This is a genomic window from Mycobacterium sp. 050128 (assembly GCF_036409155.1).
Taxonomy (GTDB): domain Bacteria; phylum Actinomycetota; class Actinomycetes; order Mycobacteriales; family Mycobacteriaceae; genus Mycobacterium.
Genome location: NZ_JAZGLW010000002.1, coordinates 451,499 through 473,061, shown reverse-complemented (window position 1 = coordinate 473,061; position 21,563 = coordinate 451,499). Strand labels below are relative to the sequence as shown.

At 64.3% G+C, this 21,563-nt stretch carries 21 protein-coding genes and 2 pseudogenes; 12 read left to right on the top strand and 11 right to left on the bottom strand.

The features are described 5' to 3' along the window. Positions 1–125: 125 nt before the first annotated feature. The 3 genes and pseudogenes from SKC41_RS19625 to SKC41_RS19615 all read right to left on the bottom strand — a co-directional run. Entirely contained in the window at positions 126–1,613 is a 1,488-nt protein-coding gene (locus tag SKC41_RS19625; RefSeq protein WP_330979339.1) for a radical SAM/SPASM domain-containing protein, read from the bottom strand. A 3-nt stretch (positions 1,614–1,616) separates the two neighbouring features. Continuing rightward, entirely contained in the window at positions 1,617–2,018 is a 402-nt protein-coding gene (locus tag SKC41_RS19620) for a hypothetical protein (protein WP_330979338.1), read from the bottom strand. 514 nt (positions 2,019–2,532) lie between these two features. After that, positions 2,533–4,104, bottom strand: a pseudogene (locus tag SKC41_RS19615) (APC family permease); the annotation flags it as partial. 234 nt (positions 4,105–4,338) lie between these two features. Between SKC41_RS19615 and SKC41_RS19610 the strand changes: the two are divergent. After that, positions 4,339–5,355 carry an acyl-ACP desaturase gene (locus tag SKC41_RS19610; protein ID WP_330979337.1) on the top strand — a complete coding sequence of 339 codons (1,017 nt, stop codon included), beginning with the start codon at positions 4,339–4,341 and terminating at the stop codon, positions 5,353–5,355. 28 nt (positions 5,356–5,383) lie between these two features. Here SKC41_RS19610 and SKC41_RS19605 read toward each other — a convergent pair whose 3' ends face one another. Both SKC41_RS19605 and phoU read right to left on the bottom strand, forming a co-directional pair. Beyond that, entirely contained in the window at positions 5,384–6,592 is a 1,209-nt protein-coding gene (locus SKC41_RS19605) for a glycoside hydrolase family 76 protein (RefSeq protein WP_330979336.1), read from the bottom strand. A gap of 210 nt (positions 6,593–6,802) precedes the next feature. Continuing rightward, on the bottom strand, positions 6,803–7,450 hold the full coding sequence (gene phoU / locus SKC41_RS19600; protein WP_330979335.1) for a phosphate signaling complex protein PhoU: 648 nt from the start codon (positions 7,448–7,450) through the stop codon (positions 6,803–6,805). Between the two features lie 146 nt (positions 7,451–7,596). On the opposite strand from phoU, the gene SKC41_RS19595 reads away from it, so the two are divergent. After that, on the top strand, positions 7,597–7,899 hold the full coding sequence (locus SKC41_RS19595; RefSeq protein WP_330979334.1) for a DUF3349 domain-containing protein: 303 nt from the start codon (positions 7,597–7,599) through the stop codon (positions 7,897–7,899). 142 nt (positions 7,900–8,041) lie between these two features. Here the strand turns inward: SKC41_RS19595 and SKC41_RS19590 are convergent, their stop codons facing one another. Continuing rightward, positions 8,042–8,377 (bottom strand): DUF732 domain-containing protein, encoded by a 336-nt coding sequence (locus SKC41_RS19590; RefSeq protein ID WP_330979333.1) that lies wholly within the window; start codon positions 8,375–8,377, stop codon positions 8,042–8,044. Positions 8,378–8,595: 218 nt separating this feature from the next. Between SKC41_RS19590 and SKC41_RS19585 the strand changes: the two genes are divergently transcribed. The 3 genes and pseudogenes from SKC41_RS19585 to SKC41_RS19575 all read left to right on the top strand — a co-directional run bounded on the left by SKC41_RS19585 (position 8,596) and on the right by SKC41_RS19575 (position 11,947). After that, entirely contained in the window at positions 8,596–9,099 is a 504-nt protein-coding gene (locus SKC41_RS19585; protein ID WP_330979332.1) for a hypothetical protein, read from the top strand. 136 nt (positions 9,100–9,235) lie between these two features. After that, positions 9,236–10,705, top strand: a complete 1,470-nt coding sequence (locus tag SKC41_RS19580; RefSeq protein ID WP_330979331.1) for a biotin carboxylase — start codon at positions 9,236–9,238, stop codon at positions 10,703–10,705. Next, positions 10,702–11,947 (top strand): annotated as a pseudogene (locus SKC41_RS19575) (serine hydrolase domain-containing protein). Before SKC41_RS19580 ends, SKC41_RS19575 begins: the two are co-directional and overlap by 4 nt. On the opposite strand, the gene SKC41_RS19570 reads toward SKC41_RS19575, so the two are convergent. From SKC41_RS19570 to SKC41_RS19560, 3 genes are all read right to left on the bottom strand, one after another. Next, complete coding sequence (locus tag SKC41_RS19570; RefSeq protein ID WP_330979330.1) at positions 11,898–12,488, bottom strand: hypothetical protein; 591 nt, start codon at positions 12,486–12,488, stop codon at positions 11,898–11,900. The pseudogene SKC41_RS19575 and the gene SKC41_RS19570 overlap by 50 nt on opposite strands. 200 nt (positions 12,489–12,688) lie before the next feature. Further along, positions 12,689–13,348: an enoyl-CoA hydratase-related protein gene (locus SKC41_RS19565; protein ID WP_330979329.1), complete on the bottom strand. Its 660-nt coding sequence runs from the start codon at positions 13,346–13,348 to the stop codon at positions 12,689–12,691. Then, positions 13,345–13,983: a TetR/AcrR family transcriptional regulator gene (locus SKC41_RS19560; RefSeq protein ID WP_330979566.1), complete on the bottom strand. Its 639-nt coding sequence runs from the start codon at positions 13,981–13,983 to the stop codon at positions 13,345–13,347. Before SKC41_RS19560 ends, SKC41_RS19565 begins: the two co-directional genes overlap by 4 nt. Before the next feature lie 154 nt (positions 13,984–14,137). On the opposite strand from SKC41_RS19560, the gene SKC41_RS19555 reads away from it, so the two are divergent. Together SKC41_RS19555 and SKC41_RS19550 are read left to right on the top strand one after the other, a co-directional pair. Continuing rightward, on the top strand, positions 14,138–14,434 hold the full coding sequence (locus SKC41_RS19555; RefSeq protein WP_330979328.1) for a hypothetical protein: 297 nt from the start codon (positions 14,138–14,140) through the stop codon (positions 14,432–14,434). A 78-nt stretch (positions 14,435–14,512) separates the two neighbouring features. After that, entirely contained in the window at positions 14,513–15,274 is a 762-nt protein-coding gene (locus tag SKC41_RS19550) for an SDR family NAD(P)-dependent oxidoreductase (protein WP_330979327.1), read from the top strand. An 86-nt stretch (positions 15,275–15,360) separates the two neighbouring features. Here the strand turns inward: SKC41_RS19550 and SKC41_RS19545 are convergent, their stop codons facing one another. Next, entirely contained in the window at positions 15,361–16,011 is a 651-nt protein-coding gene (locus SKC41_RS19545) for a biliverdin-producing heme oxygenase (protein WP_330979326.1), read from the bottom strand. Between the two features lie 176 nt (positions 16,012–16,187). Here SKC41_RS19545 and SKC41_RS19540 point away from each other — a divergent pair, with 176 nt between their 5' ends. Both SKC41_RS19540 and SKC41_RS19535 read left to right on the top strand, forming a co-directional pair. Beyond that, a complete protein-coding gene (locus tag SKC41_RS19540) occupies positions 16,188–16,484 on the top strand; it encodes a hypothetical protein (RefSeq protein WP_330979325.1) in 297 nt (98 codons plus the stop codon). A gap of 106 nt (positions 16,485–16,590) precedes the next feature. Then, on the top strand, positions 16,591–17,331 hold the full coding sequence (locus SKC41_RS19535) for an SDR family NAD(P)-dependent oxidoreductase (RefSeq protein WP_330979324.1): 741 nt from the start codon (positions 16,591–16,593) through the stop codon (positions 17,329–17,331). A gap of 42 nt (positions 17,332–17,373) precedes the next feature. Here the strand turns inward: SKC41_RS19535 and SKC41_RS19530 are convergent, their stop codons facing one another. Continuing rightward, complete coding sequence (locus tag SKC41_RS19530) at positions 17,374–18,405, bottom strand: GGDEF domain-containing protein (protein WP_330979565.1); 1,032 nt, start codon at positions 18,403–18,405, stop codon at positions 17,374–17,376. Positions 18,406–18,686: 281 nt separating this feature from the next. On the opposite strand from SKC41_RS19530, the gene SKC41_RS19525 reads away from it, so the two are divergent. The 3 genes from SKC41_RS19525 (at position 18,687) to SKC41_RS19515 (ending at position 21,543) form a co-directional block, all read left to right on the top strand. Then, a complete protein-coding gene (locus SKC41_RS19525) occupies positions 18,687–19,568 on the top strand; it encodes a maleylpyruvate isomerase N-terminal domain-containing protein (RefSeq protein ID WP_330979323.1) in 882 nt (293 codons plus the stop codon). A gap of 78 nt (positions 19,569–19,646) precedes the next feature. Further along, complete coding sequence (locus SKC41_RS19520) at positions 19,647–19,868, top strand: hypothetical protein (RefSeq protein WP_330979322.1); 222 nt, start codon at positions 19,647–19,649, stop codon at positions 19,866–19,868. 214 nt (positions 19,869–20,082) lie between these two features. Further along, complete coding sequence (locus tag SKC41_RS19515; RefSeq protein WP_330979321.1) at positions 20,083–21,543, top strand: MFS transporter; 1,461 nt, start codon at positions 20,083–20,085, stop codon at positions 21,541–21,543. Positions 21,544–21,563 lie beyond the last annotated feature (20 nt).

The following is a 21,563-nucleotide window of genomic DNA, read 5'->3' as shown; positions in this document are numbered from 1 at the left end:
AGCTCCACGCGGACCTGAGTTCAAATCAGGCGCGTATTCCTGACACGTGCCATGGTGATCGATGTGCATCGGCGCGCCGGCCCGGACCACGAAAGCCGTTGGCCTCGTGATGCAACGGAGATGCGTCACCTTTCCTGTTGACGTTGCCTAGACGATGAGAAAAAAGCCGCTCGCCCGTCAGACCACCAAGACGATTCGTCGAGTGTATTGCGAAGGTGGACCAGCGCTTGACGGGCCTGAGCCAAATGCCGCGCCCGCTCGAAATTTGCTTGAGCCAAATCGCAGCCGCAGTAGACGCATTCCCCATGCACCGGATCCGAATACCGCCCGCAATCGGGACACAGCGCGAGTCTTCGCGGCACAGGTCGCTCGGCGCGATCACGCGTGTCGGGGCGAGACCAGACCGGCGGGACCTGAACCTCGCCGAGACCGCGCCCATCCTCGGGTTCAAGGATCAAAATGAATTCGCCCATATCGAACGGCTCACCCGGCGGTGCGCTGACCCGTTGCACCCGCTCGCGAAAACCCTGCTGCTGAAGCGCGAGCGCCCGGTGGTGGCAGTACGGATTGTTGCCCGGCCGGCCCAGGAAGGAATGACTGACCCAAGTACACCCGGCCAGGCAGTCGGCGGCGTACACGCACGTGCGACAGAATCCCCACAGATCGTCTACGGTCCGGGTGCGGAGGTATCGTGCCCCGTCGGAGCGTTGCCAGAGTTGTTCGATCGGGAATTCGCGCACGTTACCGGCGGCGTAGTCTTCGCGAGGCAGCGACGGACAGGCTTTGAGCGTGCCATCGGATTCCAGACCCATGCCGTTGCGACCGGCGTTGCAACCTGTCCAGTGCACGCGCGTATCGCCGCCCTGTCGTAGCAGCGCCTCGTCGGGGCCGAAGTAGCCCATGGTGTTTCCCGGCATGATGACCAGGCCGCGGAGTTGACCGGCACGGGCCAGCGCCGCCAGCCGCGGAACCAGCTCGAGCAAGTCATACGGTTGCAGCAGCAGAGTCGGGTCGTCGGCTGCCCGACCCATGGCCACGTTGATGCCGACCTGCCAGGTGGATACACCGGCTTGGATAAGCCGCTCGAACATCTCCTCCAGTCGCGTCAACGCCGGGGGCGTCACAGTTGTGTTCACAGTCGTCGGTAGTCCGCGATCACGGCACAACGTCAGCAGGCGCCACGCCGATGCGGCGGATCGCGGGACGCCGCGCAGCGCGTCGTGCACATCATCGGGTCCGTCGATTGATACCCCAACCGAACGCAGACCAGCGGCGATTGCGGCGTCGAGAACGTGTGGGTGAAGCCCACGGCCACCGGTCTGCATGGTGGCGAGGATCCCGTGCTCGGAGATGGCGCGAACCACCTCGACCCAGTCACGTCGCAGATAAGCCTCTCCGCCGATGAGCGTGATCTCCCGGGTGCCCAGTGCCGCGAGCTGCTCGATCACGTCGCGGCATTCGTCCAACGTGAGCTCGCCACTGCGTTTGCTTCCCGCTCGAGAACCGCAGTGGCCACAGTGCTGGTTGCAGGCCAGTGTCAGCTCCCACACCACATATACGGGCCGTGCGGCCGTCCAGTCCTGCGCGCTCGGCAACCGCGTCGGTTGCGTCACGCGTCAATCCTTCAGATTCGCCAGCGCGTCGTCGAGGTCTGCCAGGGCAGCGCGAACATCGGCGACGTGGCCGGCGTCAAGTGCGCAGGCTTGACCGAGCTCGGGATGTGCATCTAGCGCGCCCAACGCGTTTCGAACGACCTCAGCCTCGGCTCGCATTTCATTGACATCGCCACGCTGGGTGAGATCCCGAAGCGGCATGCCGTAACGCATCTGGATGGTGCCCGCTGGATCGGCAGCGAAGAGCCGGGAATCAAAAAGTGGCACCACCGACGCCTCACCCACTGTCAAGTACCACAGGTTTGCTTGCGGGTACTCGATCAGCTTGACATCGTCCGTTGATGCTCCGCGAGCGTCCAGAACCCACAGGACTCGGTTATGGCCTTGGGGGTCAAGAGCTTTCATCGCTGTCGCCGTCGCATCTCGACGCATAACGGCCATCTTGGTGCATCCGCCGTGGTCACCCCAGCCGTCGAGAGTGCAAGTATTCGGGTCAAGAGTGAGCTGGCCGTTCATATGCCCTGCTTCTGACTCGTCGAGCCGAAGCGAGATAGTGTGGGCGCCTAGCACGGGCGCTTGCATGTATGTGGACACCAGGTCCAATTGCCGTAATTCCCCCATAATCTCCTCCTACCCGGGTGGTCGAACTATGCGCCGCAGCTGCAGCTTCGAGACGGCCGTCTCAACTTCACCGCACGAAGTGAGCGTGCGCGTTAGCACACCTTGGGGCTAGGGCCGTTGGTCCCATGAGTTGGCGAGCCCGCGCAGCGGATGGACCGCAGGTCGCCGGACGAGGACCGAATAGACGGGTTGGACACCACAGGCTAGGCAACAGATCGCCTGAGGAACTTGCGATATCAGCCCGGCAAACTCAAGGGCCTCCCGCTTGAGCGACCTCCCCGCCGGAATCCGCTGCGGTGCTGCCGCGCGTCATGGTGCGGCCGCGGAAGAAGTCCGGGGATATCGCCCACCACATCACCATCAGGATCGATCCCAGCAGCATCGCGCCGATGCCGACCGCCGCGACGGCGCCGACTCCGAGGATCGTGATGTTGTTGCCGTTGTCGTCGGTCAGCCACTCGGGCCGGGCGTACTGGTTGAGCCCGTAGATGAGCACGATCAGTAGCGTCACGCCGCCCAGCAACGGGACGACGCCGCGCGCCACAAGATTTCGCACCGATCTGGTCAGGGTGTTGCGGTAGTACCACGCGCACGCAAATCCGGTGAGCCCGTAGTAAAACGCGATCATCAGCCCCACCGATCCGATCAGCGCGGCGAGCAGGTTCTCGCTGATGAGTGTGAAAAGGACGTAGAAAAGGATGGACACGACGCCGACCGCGACGGTGGAGGTGGTCGGCGTGAGGTAGCGATGGTGGGTCTTGGCGAACGACTCCGGCAGCGCCTTGAACACGCCCATCGATAGGGTGGTGCGCGCCGTCTTCAAGATTGTCGTCTGCGTCGACGCCAGGGCCGACGTCAGGATCGACGTCGCGAGCAACAGCAGTGCGATCCTTCCGGGGACGCCGTTGCCGAACAGTGCTGGGCCGATGGCTGCGAAGCTGTCTTTCGAGTTGTGGGGGTTGCTCAGCCCGATGCCCTGGGTCCCGACACCGGCGAACGCGATGGCCGACACGGTCACCAGGGTGTAGGTCGCCAGCAGCAGCAGAGCCGAGATGATGGCGGCGCGGCCAGGTGTGCGGCTGGGGTCGTCGGATTCCTCGTTGCATGCCACGGCGGTGTCCCAGCCCCAGTACATGAAGATCGCCATCAGGGCTGCTGGGGCGATGGTCGACCCGAAATCAAGACCGCCGGGCCAGAACCAGGACAGCGATGGGTGCAGCGAAACCCCTTGGGCGTCAAGAGAATACGTCTTGACCAGTGCGACCACCGAAAAGGCGACCAGCACCACGATCTGAAAGGCCAGCAGCGCGTGCAGCACTCTGGCCGAGACCTGGGTTCCGCGGTAGCAGATATAGGTCATCGTCACGATCCAGAAGACGCCTACCACCGTCGGCCAGACCCTGTCGTTGGTCACGTCCGCGAGCGAAAGCCAGCCCAGGTCTGCGGCGAATCTGAACGAATAATCCGCGGAGATCTCGGCCAGGTTGGCCATCACGATCACTTCTGCCGCGATGATGCCCCAGCCGCCCAGCCAGCCGACGATGGGTCCAAATGCCCGCGACGACCAGGTGAACGTGGTGCCGCAGTCCGGTATGGCCCTGTTGAGTTCCTGGTAGGCGGTGGCGATCAAGTACATCGGGATGAATGAAATGAGCACGACGGCTGGGGCTTTGACGCCGCAGAGTTGGGCGCCGCCACTGGCTACGATCAGACCCAGCGTCGCGGCGAGGCTATAGGCCGGCGCCATGGACGCCAACCCGACGACCACGCTGGAGAGCAGCCCGAGTGCACCGCCCCGGAGGCCTTTACTCTCGACGGTCGCCGCCGCAGCCCCGCTCTCCGGACCGGTCATGACCTCACCCTTGCTCATCGCACCGCTCCGCACCACATTCCACCGGCGCGGCCATGAGGCCGAATTCGCCGAGACGGGCGAGAAGCGACTCCTCCCGGGGCCGAAAGTGACTGCGGCAGTGGCCGTCTGCTCACTGTTCTGGTCGTAAGGACTTTGGACCCTATTTCCTTCATCCGCGCGTGTGCAATCTTAATGTAACCGCATGACACATGTACATTGCGCCAGCGATAGATAGATAACTGAGGAGGTTTCGTGTCCAAGGACCTGACGAACGTGCAGCTACTCCGCGAACTTGAACCGGTCGTTGAACAGCTATTCAACCGCCACCTGTCGATGTTCAAGGAATGGAATCCGCACGATTACGTGCCCTGGTCGGATGGCAGAAATTTCTATGCGCTGGACGGCCAAGATTGGGAGCCTGGACAGACCCGATTGCCTGACGTCGCCCAGGTGGCGATGGTGCAAAACCTGCTGACCGAGGACAATTTACCGTCCTATCACCGTGAGATCGCGATGAACTTCAGCATGGACGGCCCGTGGGGGCAATGGGTGAATCGGTGGACCGCGGAAGAGGCCAGGCACAGCACGGCGCTCCGCGACTACCTGGTGGTCACCCGCTCCGTCGACCCGGTAGAGCTGGAAAAGCTCCGCATGGAGCAAATGACGCGGGGCTTCAGCCCCGGCCAGAATCGGCAGGGCGATACGTTTGCTGAGAGCTTGTTTGATTCCGTCATGTATGTCTCGTTTCAAGAATTGGCCACCCGCGTCTCGCACCGCAACACGGGCAAAGTCAGCAATGACACGATCGCAGAACAGTTGATGGCCAGGGTGTCGCACGACGAGAACCTGCACATGATCTTTTATCGGGATGTCAGCGCGGCAGGTCTGGACATCGCGCCCAATCAAGCGATGAAATCGGTGCACCGAATCCTGCGCAACTTCAAGATGCCCGGGTTCACGGTCCCGGAGTTTCGGCGCAAGGCGGTAATCATCGCCGTTGGCGGTGTTTACGACCCGCGCATCCATCTCAACGAGGTGGTCATGCCCGTGCTCAAGAAGTGGCGCATCTTCGAACGGGAAGACTTCACCGGCGAGGCCGCAAGGATGCGTGACGACCTCGCCTTGCTGGTCAAGGAACTCGAAGAAGCCTCCGACAAATTCGACGAATCCAAGCAGCGCTATCTGGAGCGCGAGGCGCGTAAGACCGAGAAAATCATCGCCAGCAAAGTGCTTCAAACGAAGGGAACGCTGACGCTGAGCGGGCACTGAGGATGCGCCACTCGGAGCCGCCGCGGGCTCAGTGCCCCGCGGCGGTGAGCTGGTAATCCGCCTCGAGCAGCATCCACGCGCTCAGCTGTATCGAGAGATCGCGGCCCGGGTTCGGCGGGGACGCGTGCGACGAGTCCGCAAGCTGGGTAAAGGTTTCCAGACCAGCCGGCGCGGTGACCGGGCGGTTCCAATGCGCACCGAACAGTGGCAGGCCGTCCACTTCGGCGCGGTTGTCCCAGGCGGCCCGCGCCGAGGCGTGCACGAGCTGCGCGGCGGTGGTGTCGCCCAGGGCCAGCGCGGTCTGAGCGAGATACCTGGCGAGGATGCCCATGAACAGCCCGGAGTCGTTCCCGGCGCACCCGGCGATCACACCCCCGTCGGCCAGCCTGTCGGCGGTACGGGCGACGAGCGCTGCCGCGCGGTCACGATGGATCGAATCGTTTGTGCGCAGCGCTAATTCGGTCTCCAGGCCGATGGCCACGCCCTGACAGTAGGTCAGCAGGGAGCGATCCATCCGCCCGCTGGGTTCGTGCACGCCGTCGAAGATGAGGCCGCTTTGGCTGTCGCGCAACCGGGTGTGCAGGTAATCGGCGAGCCGCTCGGCGCGGGACAGGTTGCCCAGGCGCGCCATCGCGATGCCGGTCGGACCGATCCCGGAGGTGCTGTAGTAATCGTGGCCGATCTTCCAGGGCACCGCGCCGACGGCCGGGTTCCAGCCGTCGAGCAGCGCGGTCCGCAGCTTCGGAATGGCGTCGTCGAATCGGACGCCGAGCAGCCTGTCGGCGCGTTCGAGCGCCAGCACCAGCCACGACATGTCGTCGCAGTAGGAGTTGGTCCAGGTGGCGAGATTGCGGGTGTGAATGCCGCGCGCGATGGCGCCGATGCGGTCGATGCGTTCGGTGGTGCGCGCGCGGTACGCGGCATCCACTGCGCAGTCCAGCAGGTGCGCCTGCCACCAGTAACACCAACGGAACAACAACAATTGGTCGAACAGGGACGACGGCCAGTGCAGCGTGCCCAGTTGCATCCCCGACTGCCACCAAAGCGTGTGCACGTGCCGCTCCATGACAGCCCGCTCCGCCAGGTCCGCGCGCTCCGCGGGCCCCACCGGGCCGGGGGACGACTTCTGCATAATCGCCGCCGCTTGCGTCGGCTGGTTCACCGCGGTGAGCGCGATGGCGCCCGCGACCGCGAAAATCAATCCGCGTCGGCTGATCCCCTTGTTTGGGCGATCCATCCGCTCGAGCTCCCCTTTGCTGAACAACGATCGGCGGCCGGAAACCGTGCAGCCGAGTTTATTCTGTCATCGACGAAATCCTGAAGGGCCAGAAAACCGGGCGCGTCCGGACGTTGAGTCGGCGAACAGGGTCACCTACGATCCGACGCGACCGTCCGCGCTCTAAATCGACTGTCGTGCAAGCAGACTCGACTGGGGTGCGGTAAGCCGTCATTCACCGGGGGCCTCTCCGGTTGCCTGAAATATGACACGACGTCCGATTTCGACGGCGTGGTCGGCGAAGCGCTCGTAAAAGCGACCTAACAGAGTGACATCGACGGCGGTCGATACGCCGTGCGGCCAGTCTTTCTCTTTGAGGACGGTGAATAGGTGTTGGTGAAGCCGGTTCATCTCTTCGTCATCCCGGCTGATCTGTGCGGCCTGCTCCGGATCGCGTGAGAGCACGACATCTCTTGCGCTTCGGCCCAAATCCACCGCAATCCGGCCCATCTCGGCGAAGTCGCCGGTCACTTCTTTAGGTAGTGCGCGGTCTGGGTGGCGGCGGCGCGCGATCCTGGCGACGTGCAGCGCCAAGCCTCCCATCCGCTCGGCATCCGCGACGCTCTGCATGGACCCGACCACGGTTCGTAGATCGCTTGCGACGGGCGCTTGTAGAGCCAGCAACACAAATGCGGCCTCCTCGGCCTCACTTCGCATCTGGGCAAGGCGCGCGTGGCTGGCGATCACAGCTTCGGCCATCGTCAGATCCGCCTGTAGTAGTGCGTGAGTCGCCCCCTCCATCGCCTCACCTGCCAGGCCGCACATCTCGCTCAGTGTTTCGCTGAGCGAATCGAGCTGCTCATGGAACGCTGTGCGCATGTCGCAACCTTAAGCGGACGAGTACAAACGGTGGCCCCGTCGGACAAACTATTAACAGGCTGTTTCTGATGGGTGAAAGGGGTTCCCTGCTGGTGGCGGGACGAGCAAGGGTTGTTAACCCAGGGAGTCGAAGAGCGGGGGAGTCGATGTCGCTGTCGGATGTGGTGATGCGGGCTGTTGGTTTCCTGCGTGCCGGCTACCCAGAAGGTATTCCGACCCGCGACTACGTGCCGCTACTCGCCCTGCTTCGTCGCCGCCTTTCCGACGACGATGTCATCGCTGTCGCCGCGGCGGTGATCTCCGGCAGCGACAAGTCGGTCGACGGCACAGACGTGCGAGTCGCAATCACAAAGCTCACCGACGAGATGCCGTCGCCCGAAGATACCGAGCGGGTAATGCGGCGGTTGGCCGCAGTCGGCTGGCCGGTCGATGACGAGGTCGAGCGATAATCCCCGGAGATGCAATGCAGCTCTACGCTGCGGCCGCTTGCACGAATCATGACAAGGCACAGGGAGTTTCGGAGGCTGGCGGCCCTTGATTCATGCCCGCAACCAACAGCAAGTATGAAACCTATTGTGCTGCAACAATATGTTAGGGAATTTGGCCTTGATGGCTAGGGCAGTAGACCGTCACTGACGCCGTGACGAATTTGACGGCGGTGCGGGTCACGCGATCGGGAACCAGGTGTAAGGACGGACTGCCCGCGTACGTCGTGTTCGTCTCCTCGTCTACGACGGACTGGAACGACCCGCCGCGATCGAGTTCGCCGCAGATTTCGCGAGCCCGGTAGACCAGCCCGGGCACGTTGTCGATGACGGGAATCTGTAGCTGCGCGAGCGTCGCCACAAACTGATCTTCCTGCGCGTCGGCGCCCGCCGCGCCGGCACACGTGATTGCGGCGGCAAGCAACGCCGACGCGCTAACCACAGCGCCTGCAACCCTGGTGATGTGGATGCGCACGGCAAGTTTCCCGCTTCGTCGGTGTCACCTGCGCGGCGTCTCATTAGATCGACACCAACCGGTAACAATGGAGGCAACCAGCGCCTGCAATGATGGAAATCGTAACTGGCTATAACCGTGAATCACCACTCGGCTTTCGCGCGCACTCGCAGATGAGGGGAGGGGCGCGACGGTCGCGCAGGGGTATGACCGAATCGAACCGTCGCGAGATGGGGCCGTTCAGCGCGATGGCTATCGGCCGGCGGCCGATACCCGCTCTGGTTGTGGTGATCGCCGCCCTGATCGGCTCGAGTGTGGCCGGTGCGACCAGCGGGCCGATGCACTGGGCCGTCGCGAGCGTGCCGAACGGGGCTCATTCGGCAATTATTTCGTCATATGGCGAGCGCGGCTTGCTGCTCACCGGACTGATCCGGCCGGCTCCCTTGGGGGACATCACACCGGACCCGCCGCCAGGCATCCCGGCACCGACGGCCAGACCGCTCGAGCCACCCGTGGCGGCGCCGCCACCGCGAGCACAACAGCCGCAAGTCCCTAAACCGCAAGCACCCGCACCGCAAGAACAAGGACCCGCACCGGCACCGGATGCGCCTCCGCCTCAGGCTCCGCCGCCGCCTCCACCGCCGCCGCCGCCGCCGCAACCTCCCCCGTCGCCGCGGCCGCCGGGGGGCCATGTCCAGCTCTCGCCCTGAGACAGACGATGCCAGAACCCGGATGCTCCGAGACGCTGCGCACGGCCAGTGGCGCGGGCACACTGGGGGGCATGCAGATACGTGAGCACACCGTGTTGACCGAAGCCGCCCGAGCCTCGACGTCACCGCGACAGGCGTGATCGTGGCGCCGGAGCCCGAGCGTCGCGTGCTGAACGGCCTGTCCGACATACGTGCGTTCTTTCACACGAACAAGGTGCCGCTGTACTTCATCTCGCCGACTCCGTTCAATCTGCTCGGCGTTGACCGCTGGATACGAAACTTCTTCTACCTCACCTACTTTGACTCTTTCGAGGGCACCCATTCGCGCGTGTTCGTGCCTCGGCGACGCGACCGCCGTGATTTCGATTCGATGGACGAGGTGTGCAGTCACCTGCTGTCCGATCCTGAAACGCTCGACTTCATCGGGGGTAAAGGTCCCGGCGGCAAATGTTGCTTTGTGATGATGAACGAGGAAATCCAGGGCCTCGCACGACAGGCGGGTCTCGAGGTCATGCACCCGCCGATCGAGTTGCGCAATCGCCTGGGCTCCAAGATCGTCATGACGCGCCTGGCCAACGAGGCGGGCATACCTAGCGTGCCCAACACGATCGGGCGGGCCGGCTCCTACGACGAACTGCTGGCGCTCGCACAAGACGCCGGATTAGGAGACGACCTGGTCATCTCGATCGCCTACGGCAACGCCGGCAGCGGGACGTTCTTTGTGCACGGTCAGCGTGACTGGGACGAGCACGGCGGCGACATGGTCGGCCAGGAACTCAAAGTCATGAAGCGCATCCGCAACGTCGAGGTGTGCCTCGAGGGCGCCGTCACCCGCCATGGCACCGTGGTCGGCCCCGCGATGACGAGCCTCGTCGGTTATTCGGAGCTCACTCCGAGCCGGGGCAGCTGGTGTGGCAATGACATCTGGCACGAGGTGCTGCCGCCTGCCCAGACCCACGCCGCGCGAGAAATGGTGACCAAGCTGGGCGACGTCATGCGCCGGGAGGGTTACCTGGGCTACTTCGAGGTCGATCTTCTGCATGACCTCGACTCCGACGAGCTGTACCTCGGCGAGGTGAATCCGCGTCTGTCTGGCGCCAGCCCGATGACGAACCTGACCACCGAGGCGTACGCCGACATGCCGCTGTTCCTCTTTCATCTGCTCGAGTACATGGACGTGGACTACGAGCTCGACATCGACGACATCAACGCGCGCTGGGAGCGCGGTTACGGCGAGGACGAGGTCTGGGGCCAGGTGATCATCACGGAGACGTCGCCGGATCTGGAGATCTTCACCGCGACGCCACGCACCGGGGTATGGCGCATCGACGACGATGGCCGGGTCTCCTTTTCGCGCACCGCCAACGACTGGGCCACGCTGCTCGACGGCTCCGAGGCCTTTTACATGCGTGTCGCGGCGCCCGGCGACTTACGGTCCGAGGGCGCCCAACTCGGCGTGCTCGTCACGCGCTCACACCTGCAGACCGACGACTATCAGCTCAGCGACCGCTGCCAACGCTGGGTCAAGGGGATGAAGGCGAAGTTCGTCTCGACGCCCCTGACGCCGGCCGCGCCGATCGTCTCGCGGCTCGTCGCACGAGCGTGAGCCGCCCGGCCGGTATTTCGCTGGACAATTGGCTGTCGCCGCCGTATGCGCATTGGTCGTTCCAGCACATCGAAGACTTCGTGCCGACCGCGGTGATCTCGCGCGGGGACGGACCGGTTGCGGTGTTGCCCGCAGCCGGTGCCCCGATCGCCGAGATCCCGGTGACCAGCACCGAGGGGACGGCCACCACCGTGGGCGCGGTGATGGCCGGCACCGCTACCGACGGGTGGGCCGTCGCCCACCGCGGGACGATCGTGGCCGAGGAGTACCTCGACGGTATGGGTGCCGAGACCCGGCACCTGCTGTTCTCGGTGAGCAAGTCGCTGGTGGGTGCGGTGGTTGGCGCGTTGCACAGCGCCGGTGCGATCGAGCTGGACGCGCCGGTCACGAAATACGTTCCTGCCCTTGAGAACTGCGGTTACGCCGGAGCGACGGTGCGCCACCTGCTGGACATGAGGTCCGGTATCGCGTTCTCGGACAACTACCTTCACCCGACCGCGGAGATCCACGTTCTCGATCAGGCGATGGGATGGGCACCCACGAGCAGCTCCGACGTCCCGTCCACGCTGCGCGACTTCCTGCTGACCCTGCAGCAGAAGTCGGCGCACGGCGGCCCGTTCGAATATCGCTCGTGTGAAACCGATGTGCTCGGTTGGATCTGCGAAGTGGCCGGTGCCCAGCGGATGCCCGGGCTGATGTCAGAGTTGGTGTGGAGCCGCATTGGCGCCCAATGCGATGCCACCATCGCCGTCGACGCCGCCGGTACCGGATTCTTCGACGGCGGCATCAACGCCTGTCTTACGGACATGATCCGGTTCGGGTCGCTGTTCTTGCACGACGGTGTCTCGTTGACCGGACAGACTGTGGTGCCGGCCGCCTGGATCGCCGACACAATCGACGGCGGTCCGGACTCACGTGAAGCGTTTGCCGCCAGCCCCGACGACACCCAAATGCCCGGCGGCATGTACCGCAATCAAGTGTGGTTTCCCTACCCGGGCAACAACATTGTGTTGTGCCAGGGAATGTGTGGCCAGATGATCTACGTCAACCGGGGCGCCGAGCTGGTCGCCGCCAAGCTATCCACTCAGCCGGATGCCGGGGATCCGCAGATGCTGTGGGACACGCTGCACGCATTCGACGCGGTGGCAAGGGAATTGGCGGGAATCACAACCGAGTAGCACGTCAGACGTCGTCATTGATTCGGCTGGTAGACCGTCGGCGGTCCGAAGCCCGGGCCGGTAAGGCAGCTGGGGCCGTTTTGTTTGGTGCAATCCAATATTTGACCCGGCGGTGGTGTCGGCGTGGTCGTTCCGGTGCCCTGGAAAGTGAAGTTGAGGCCAGTCGCGCTTCCGGCACCGGCGCAGGATCCATAGGCGGGGACGGTCATCAATGGGTATTTCGGCCACGATGAATCGGTGGGGACCTCGACTTGCCACCGCCCGTCGGTTACAACCCCGCAGCCGGTGTCGTAGCCACCCGGCGGCTTCGGACCGATCATCACGTACATGCCGACGACGTCTTTTTGGGCAGAGCCCGACACGGGAAGTTTCCCGTTCTTGAGCGGACCGAACGTGAGCCCGCTATCCGGCACTTTGAGCAACGTGGTGGTCGTCGGCGCCGTGTTTGTCAGCAACGGCGGTTGCTTGTCGCTGCTGAGCAAATTGATGGACGGCGGGATCGCGGTGATAATGGCCGCACACAGCGCGAAGAGTCCCGTTATCTTGGCCGCCGTCGCCACGGAGTCGCCCGGGCCGTTTCCTTTGTGTCCACCGATTCCCAACATCGCTCTACCTCCAAAACGCAGAGCTTCTCGCGCACAACGACATTGGGTACGCAACCCGGCCTGTGCGCACATAGCGCTCTTGCTCTTGGCATCTACTTTCGGTTAGAGAATTGTCACGCCAGATCGTGCGCGACGGCACGAGTAGTCCACTACTCCATTGGTTGGGTCTTCGTCTGGCCCTGCATGCGGTAGCGCTGGCGTTAGTCGCCCACCGGGCGCAGGGCCGCGGTGACCGAGGCGTACATCGTCGTTTTGATCGCTCCGAGGGTGCCGCGGTCTTTCCCGAGTAGCGGCTGCAGCCGGTTGACCGCGGCACTGACCAACTCCCCGTCTGAGGCGGTGTCGTCGACGAGGCCGGCGGCCTGTGCATCGGGTCCGGTAAAACGGCGGCCGGTCGTCATGGCCGTCACCGCCGTCTGCGGCGACAGTTTGGCTTGCACCAGTGCCGCCATGCCCTTGGTGAAGGGGATCTTGATGTCGACTTCGGGAAAGCAGTAGTAGCCGCGGTCCGACCGCATCACGCGGTAGTCGTGGGCGATGCCCAACATGGCGCCCGCGCCGAAGGCGTGGCCGTTGACCGCTGCGACCGTGGGCCGCGGAAAGGTAAGCAGGCGAGCAAGCAGACCTTGCACCGCGTCGATGTACCAATCGGCGCGAGTGCTGTTCGCGGACAGCCAATCGAGGTCGAGACCGTTGGAGTAGAACTTGCCGGTGCCCACCGTAACCAGAGCCTCGGCGTTGTTCTCGATGTCCGTCAGGCGAGAGTCGACGGTATCGAGCCATTCTGGTGAGAAACGGTTTTCGTCGTCTCCCAAGGTCAAAATGGCGATCGACCCATCGCGTTCAATCGTCACGGTCATGGTGTGTTCCCTTGCTTCTTTTTGGTGGATGCCTTGATCGGGGGTGTTAGCGTCAGCACCGCACGCACGGCGACCTCGAGTCGTTGCAACGCCGCGGTGTCGGGCGGCTCCTGGCCGCGAATCACCAGCGCAGTTGGCAATTCGACGACGCAGGCGCGAATGGCGGCCACCGCGCAGCGGTCGCGTCTGTTCCACATGCGCTCGCTGAGCTCGATGAGCAAACCGCCCAGCTCGTGATCGAGCCGACGCAAATCATCGGCCAACTCGGCGGGTAAGTCACCGGATTCGAAGAGGTCGTCGCGGTGCACCGCGAGCAGGAATCGGGCCGAGACGGGGTCCTGACTGAAGAAGGTCGCGGGACATCGGGCGGCGGCGACCACCGCGTCGACAACGGGCTCCCGCGAGGTGCCGGACGACAGTGCTTGCGCGACCGCCGTACGTTGGACGCTGAGATATCGCTTCGCGGCACGCAGCCATACGTGACCCAGCAACCCGGCGCGGGATCCAAATGCGTGGTAGATCGCCCCATTCGATATCGACGTTGCCTCCGAAAGAGCGCGAATGGTGACGGCACGAGGTCCGGATTCCGCGGCCAGCCGCTCGGCCATATCCATCAACTGGGACAGATCGAGCACCCTGGGGCGAGGCATGTCGACACCATAACAGAGCAACCGCTCTGTTATAACCGCGCCCGACGATGTGAACGTGAAGTGTCTCCGGGGTGACGGTTCGGCATGACGTCTGGCGATTCGACGCGCCGGGGTGTGCGGCGCAGGCTATGAATCTACGGTGAGCACCCACCATGTGAACCTGACCCAGCAGGAAAGCACGTTGATCGGCGAGAGTCATCCCGAGGTTCTCCAGCGCATGGACGAGCAGTCGCTGAAGGACTTACAGACCAGGCTCCGGCAAGCGCGTGAGAAGAACTTCAGCCTGTTGCGGCGTCAGGGTGCGGCTCGGGTCGAGGCCGAAGGCGCCCGCGGGGCCGCGCAGCCCGCCAACGAAAAGCGCGGCGAAAAAGTGGAGATCTTCGACGAGGCGCTGGCTCGGGTGAGCGAGCGCCTCGCTGCCATTGACGCCGAATAGCAGGAGCACCGGCACGGGAAGGCCGGCAGCAGCGTGCGCGTTGCAACGCAGAGCGCTGCCCTGCCTTAGGAGACCTCGATGGGACTGCTCGACCACAAGACCGCTGTCGTTACCGGTGCCAACTCGGGTATCGGCCTAGCCACCGCCGAGCGCTTCATAGCCGAAGGTGTGCACCGAGTGTTCATCACGGGTCGGCGCCAAACCGAATTAGACTCCGCGGCAATGCAACTGGGCCCTCGCGCAGTCGCCGTGTGCGGCGACGTCGGGAGGCCCGAGGACCTCGACCGCCTCTACGCCACGGTCGAGGAGGCCGGCAAGGGTCTGGACATCGTCGTGGCCAACGCCGGCGCCACCAGGGTCTCCCGCCTGGGTGAGATCAGCGATGACGATCTCGACACGCTGTTGACGACGAACGTCAAAGGCGTCGTTTACACGGTCCAAAAGGCGCTGCCGCTACTCAACGACAACGCTTCGATCATTTTGACCGGGTCCACCACCGCCGACCGCGGCCGCCCCGGGCTCAGCATCTACGCCGCCACCAAAGCAGCCGTACGGTCGTTTGCCCGCACCTGGGCCAGCGAACTCGCTTACCGCAACATTCGGGTCAATGTCGTCGTCGCCGGCTCCACCGCTACCCCGGGAAGCGACGCGCTGGCGGCTCAAACCGACCCCAACGCGTCGATCGAAGAGTTTCGCGCGGGTCGTGTCGCATCGATCCCGTTGGGACGCTTCGCCGACCCCGTCGAAATCGCCCACGCCGCGGTGTTTCTCGCCAGCGATCTGTCGAGCTTTACCACCGGGTCGACGCTCACCGCGGACGGCGGATTCAACCAAGTCTGAATTGGTCGGCGATTCAAATTCGGCACCCATTTTTGGCGCCGAATTCGCGATCGTCGCCCTCTGGCGTCCCTGAACTTTCGCGGTGCCTACTGCTGGTAGACCGGCAGGTTGTCCGACAATTCGTCGAACACCGCCTGATTGAGGCCGAACGCGATCTTGACCTCGTCGACTGCACGACGAACGGCGTCGGGACCGAGACGCAGCGCATCGAGGCGAGCCCGATAGCGTTCTTTGAAAGGCTTGGGCCGCACCGGGAATCGGTACATTGCCAACCCGGCACCCCCGAGCGAGAACGTGCGGTCGAGAATTCTGCCGATGGCCTGGCCGCCGGAGAGGTCCCCGAGATAGCGGGTGTAGTGGTGGGCCACCAGCGCTCCGCCCCACGAGGCCGTCTCGATACGGTCGCGGTAGGCCTGCGCGGCGGGTGACTGGATCTCGCTGCCGCCGTTGGGTTTCCAGTGTTTGAGGTCTTCCTCGATGGCCGGCAGGCGCTCCAACAAGGGGTCGTACACCGCGGCCACCATCGGATCGTCGCGACGGCTGCGGACGGCATCCTCCAAGGCGGCATAAACCACACGCAGCCGAAGCAGGTAATCGGCGTAGCCGTGATTGTTGACCCGTCCCGCCAGCAACTCGGTCACGAACGGCGACTGCTCCGCCCGGGCGTGCTCTTCGGCCGAGCCTTCCTTCATCGCGACGGAAAGCGGCCGGCCCGTCTCAGCGACGTTCACCGGCATTGTGTGCTCTCCTCGACGTGGCGGCACCATCGTCTTGGATGCTACCGAGCCACCACCCACGGTGGCAGGTTGAACCTTCCGTTAGCCGACATCGAGCGCGCCGGCTAAACGGTTGTTGACCGAGGTGTATCCCGCGCGTGACCTGACCGCGACCACGGCAATGGACGCTCGTCACCATGGCGGTTCTGGTGCTGGTCTGCGCGCTCGCGACGACGACGTGCGTCGGCTATTACGCGGGCCGGCGCGCGAGCTCGTCGCCGCCGACCTGGAGACGACGCACCAGTCGGGTCGCGATAGGCAGGCTCGCGATGAGCTTCGTCATGGTGGTGGCCGCGCGCCGGATCCGGCGCACCGTCGTGGCGCACCGCCTGATCCGCAACGTGACGGGCACGTCGGGTCTGAGATCCGTTGAGCCGCTTGAACTCGTGCGTGGCGGCGTCGCGTTCGTACTGAGGCGCACCAGCTTGGTGTGAGGCGCCTCGGGGGCCCTGGTGGTATGCGCCGGCGTGACAGTTGATTTGCTAGTCGCGCGCCCCGCGAACCGCGGCGCGTCTGCGACCGCGGTTTGAGAGGACGAAGATGACGGCATTGCAGGGCAAGGTCGCGTTCGTGACGGGCGCGTCGTCGGGCCTGGGCGCCGAAACGGCCAAGCTGCTTTCCCGGCAGGGCGCAACGGTTTTCGGCATAGCCCGGGATAGCGCACGCCTGGCCGAGGTCTTCGCCGACGTCGAGCGGGGTTCCTACGCTTCGGTGGACGTCAGCTCGGCGCAGGCGTGCAAGGACGCCGTCGAGCAGTGCGTCCGCGAGTTCGGCGGTCTCGACGTCCTGATCAACATCGCCGGCAAGCACCAGATGCGCCGAACCGAATCGATGACGGACGACGACTGGACAGCGGATCTCGCCGTCAATCTGAGCGGCCCGTTCTACCTGTGCCGGGCCGCGCTGCCTGCGCTGCTGGAACGGGGCGGCAACATCGTCAACGTCGCCTCCATCGCCGGTGTCGAAGGGCAGGCCTATTCGGCCGGCTACTGCGCGGCCAAGCATGGACTCATCGGGCTGACCCGAGCATTGGCGGTGGAGTACACCGCGGACCGCTTGCGCGTCAACGCGGTATGCCCGGGCGGCATGCTCACACCGCAACTGGAACAGTTCACCGCGCCGGAGAATCCGAACTACGACCTGATCATGCGAACGGCCTCGCCACGCGGCATGATGCAGCCCCTCGATGTCGCGAATGTGGTCGCGTTCCTGGCCAGCGACGCCGCGGTGGCCATCCACGGCGCGGTCTATCGGGTCGACAATGGCAAGGGTGCCGGGTAGTTAGCCGAATCCCGCTCGCGGCCAAGCGAAGTCAGGGCCGGATCAGACCTCGCCGGCCCACCCGCGCGAGTTCGCGTTGGACTTCTTTTCCTCGTACATCAACTCGTCGGCTTGGGTGAGCAGCTCGTCCACGGTGGTGGTGGGCCCGTCAGCGGACGCGCGCACCAGACCGATGCTGGCCGAAAGACGATAGGGCCGATCGCTGGTCTCGTTGAAGGCCCGAAATGCCCGGGCCACCCGCTCCCGCAGCGTCGAGGTGCCGCTTGCGTTTTCGGTCACCATGATGCAGAACTCGTCACCGCCCAAGCGGGCGAGGATGTCGGACTCGCACAGTGTCTCGCCCAGCACGTAGGCGACATCTTTGATCAGCATGTCGCCCACCTCGTGGCCGTGTTCGTCGTTGACTCGTTTGAGACCGTCGACGTCGAGGAAAGCGACCACGCTGTCGTGGCCGAGGAAGTGCGCCCCGCGGAGCTTTTGCGCTGCCAACAGGTAGAAACCGCGACGGTTGGTGAGCCCGGTCATTTCGTCGGTCACCGAGAGCTGGCGGATCTCTTCGTTGGCCTGCTCGAGCGCGGCGGTGCGGTCGCGAACCCGCTGTTCCAATTCGGAGTAGACCTGGATGTTCTCCATGGCGATCGAGGTCGAATCGGCCAGGGCCTGCAGTAAGCGGACCTCGTGCTCGGTCGGCTGATGTTCGTCGGCCCAGTAATTACCGATCGCGCCGATCGGGTCGCGCCTGCGGATCGGAACCATCACCAGGCTCTTGACGAACGTCGGGCGGTACAGGTCGTGCGGGATACGCGAATCGAGATAGATGTCCGGGATGATCGCCGCATCCTGGTTGAGCATCGCCCACCCGCTGATGCACGACGTCATCGGAAAGCGCAGACCCTTCCACAGCGGGCCGATCGCGTTCTCTTCGGCGTAAAAGCACTTGCCGTTATCGCGCAGCACCAATGTGGCGCCGTCACAGCTGGTGAGTTCGCGCGCCGATGACGAGACGAGCAGCTGGATGTCGGCCTGGCTGCGAGCCAAGGAGAGGTCCTGGACGGCCTGCAACAGGCGCTCCATACCTTCGAGATACTCGGCATCGCCGAATCGGGGCGCGGGCGCCGCGGTTGCCGGCAGCCCGGGCAGGAACGAGGGTTCCATGCCTACCTCCGAGCGAAAAGGCCGCAGGTACCCTCGCGGCTCCACAAGCGGTCGCCAACACTAACATTCATCGATCGTCTCGCCGCGCTAATTCCGCCGATAATATGCGCTCCCGGGCTGGTCCGCGTAGTAATGGCGGCCCACTTTGATGTCGCAAAAGCGCCAGCATGTGGGCATCTGAGCGTGATCTTGTGGCACCTGTGAACACAATCTTGACCAAAATTCTTGGGCGGCATCCGGTGCAAGCCGGTTTCGTTCGTGTGCTTGCCGACATTCCGGGCGGCCCCAGGCTGCTGCGGCTCGCCAACACCCCGGCGCAGGGGGCGTTCATCGCCTTCGTGGAGGCCATGCTCGCGGCCGACCCCGACGCACCCACGCGGTGTGCCGGATGGACCGTCCACGAGCTCACCGCGCATATGGCCGCGGGGTCTGCCGAAATCGCCGATCTGGTTGCGCTCGAGCTCTCCGGGGCTGGTTCCCGCCCCACCCGCGACTTCGAAGAGCGCGAGGCACCATACCGGGCACTTAGTCCAAAACAATTGCGTCGCAGGTTCTTTGAGGAAGCACTCAAGGCGACGGTTGCCGTGGAGCGGCTGCGGCAGTGCACCGGGCGCAGCGTGGCATTCACGGGTACTGTGCTGGACGCACGAGCGTTGACGCTGCACGTCGAAAGTGAATTGATACTGCACCGATGGGATATCGTCGGCGGCGACGAAACCAGCATCCGGGCACTGAGCGACGTACGTATCGGCGTCCATGCCGCGACGACGGTCGCCGCCATGAAGCCGAACGTGTTTCCTCCCCGCGGAGGCGAATACGAGTCGCTCATCCTGCGCTCAGCGGGTGCCTCCGACATCACCGTTACCGGTGGTCCGGTGACGAAAATCGAACTCGCCTCTGCCGACCATTTACATCCCGTCGTGGAATGTCACCCGGCGGCACGGACCCTATTGATTTGGGGACGCTGCCCGGGACCCGATCTACTGACTCCCGTCGGTGACCCGAAAATGGTCGACGCCGTCATCACGATGCTGCGGCCAAATCCGCACCGTGTGACCCACCACGAACACCAAGAATGTTGAACCGGGACCGCCCACCGAAGAAATAAGTTGTCGGCCTTTGTACAGGTATTGGATAGGTCAGCCGGGTAGCGTGCCCCCATGGCTTTCACAGTGACCTGGGCAGATGGCACCGAAATTACGTACGGTGACGAATTCCATTTCGACACCGATGGTGCGGTGCTCAAGATCGGGCCTTCCACGGGCAAGTGGACGTGGTACTTCTCGTCCCACCAGTGGGCACGCATCGAGAATGAGGATCCGCACACCTCGCTGCGACCCGAATTTCCTCCGATGGTCGTCCACGCTCACCCCTCGGCCTGAGAGCCAGACCTGCCCGCGGGCAGGCAGATACGCCGCGCCGGGTCGATCGGTGTGAACCGCCCCGGCTGGTAGGGTCCGCGAGGATGCCAGGCTGCGCGCGGCCATCCGTTTCGGCATTTCTCACGCAGGTCGCGACCGACCCGAGGGCTGGATTTTCCGCGGCGTACGACGCGCGGTGGCGGGTATCTCTCTATCCACCGAGAACGGAGACAGTATGAGCCCAGGCGCGCAAACGAAAACGATCACGACGCATGTTCCGGCGCGGCTGGACCGGCTGCCGTGGTCGAGATTTCACTGGCGCGTCGTGGTGGGGCTGGGCGGGGTATGGATCCTCGATGGGCTCGAGGTCACCATGGTCGGCAACGTCTCGGCCCGGCTCACCGAGAAGGGCAGCGGCATCGAGCTCAACCCGGCGCAGATCGGCTACGCGGCGGCGATCTACATCACCGGGGCATGCTTGGGCGCCTTGTTCTTCGGTCACCTGACCGACCGGTTCGGACGGCGCAATCTGTTCATTCTGACCCTGGCGGTCTACCTCGTCGCCACCGTCGCGACCGCATTCGCCTTCGCGCCGTGGTATTTCTTCATCGCCCGCTTTTTCACCGGCGCCGGCATAGGCGGCGAATACGCGGCGATCAACTCGGCGATCGACGAGTTGATTCCGGCCCGGGTGCGCGGCCGGGTCGACCTGATCATCAACGGCACCTACTGGTTGGGTTCAGCCGCCGGAGCCGCCGGCGCATTGGTCCTGCTGGACACGTCGAACTTCCCCGCGAACGTCGGTTGGCGGCTTGCCTTCGGCATCGGAGCCATCTTCGGCATCTTCGTCCTGCTGGTCCGGCGCAATATTCCGGAAAGCCCGCGCTGGCTGTTCATTCACGGGCGCGACGAGGAAGCCGAGCAGATCGTCGGCGAGATCGAACAAGACGTGCAGCGCGAAACCGGACAGCCGCTGCCCGAGCCGGACGGCGAGCCGCTGAGAATTCGTCAGCGCCATGCGATTTCGTTCATGGAGATCGCCCGGGTGGCGTTCAAGCTCTATCCCAAGCGCGCGGTCCTGGGGCTGGCGCTGTTCATCGGCCAAGCGTTCCTGTACAACGGCGTCACGTTCAATCTGGGCACGCTGTTGAGCGCGTTCTACGGCATTCCATCCGGAGAAGTGCCGGTGTTCTTCATCTTCTGGGCGATGAGCAATTTCCTTGGCCCGTTGGTTCTCGGGCGGCTGTTCGACACCATCGGCCGCAAACCGATGATCACCGGCACCTACATCGGCTCCGCGGTGATCGCGGTTATCCTCGCAGTGTTATTCGTGGATCAGGTCGGCGGTGTGTGGACCTTCATCGCCGTGCTGGCGGCGGCGTTCTTCCTGGCGTCCGCGGGCGCCAGCGCGGCCTACCTGACCGTCAGCGAGATCTTCCCGATGGAGACCCGGGCGCTGGCGATCGCGTTCTTCTACGCGGTGGGCACCGCGATCGGCGGCATCACCGGCCCCGTGCTGTTCGGTGAGCTGATCAACTCGGGCGATCGGGGCCAGGTGCTGTGGTCGTTCCTGATCGGGGCGATCGTGATGGCGATCGCGGGCCTGGTCGAGCTGTGGCTCGGGATCGCCGCCGAGCAACGCGCCCTGGAAGACCTGGCGTTGCCGTTGACAGTGGCCGACGCCGAGCACCAATAAGAAGCGACCACGGCGGCGGG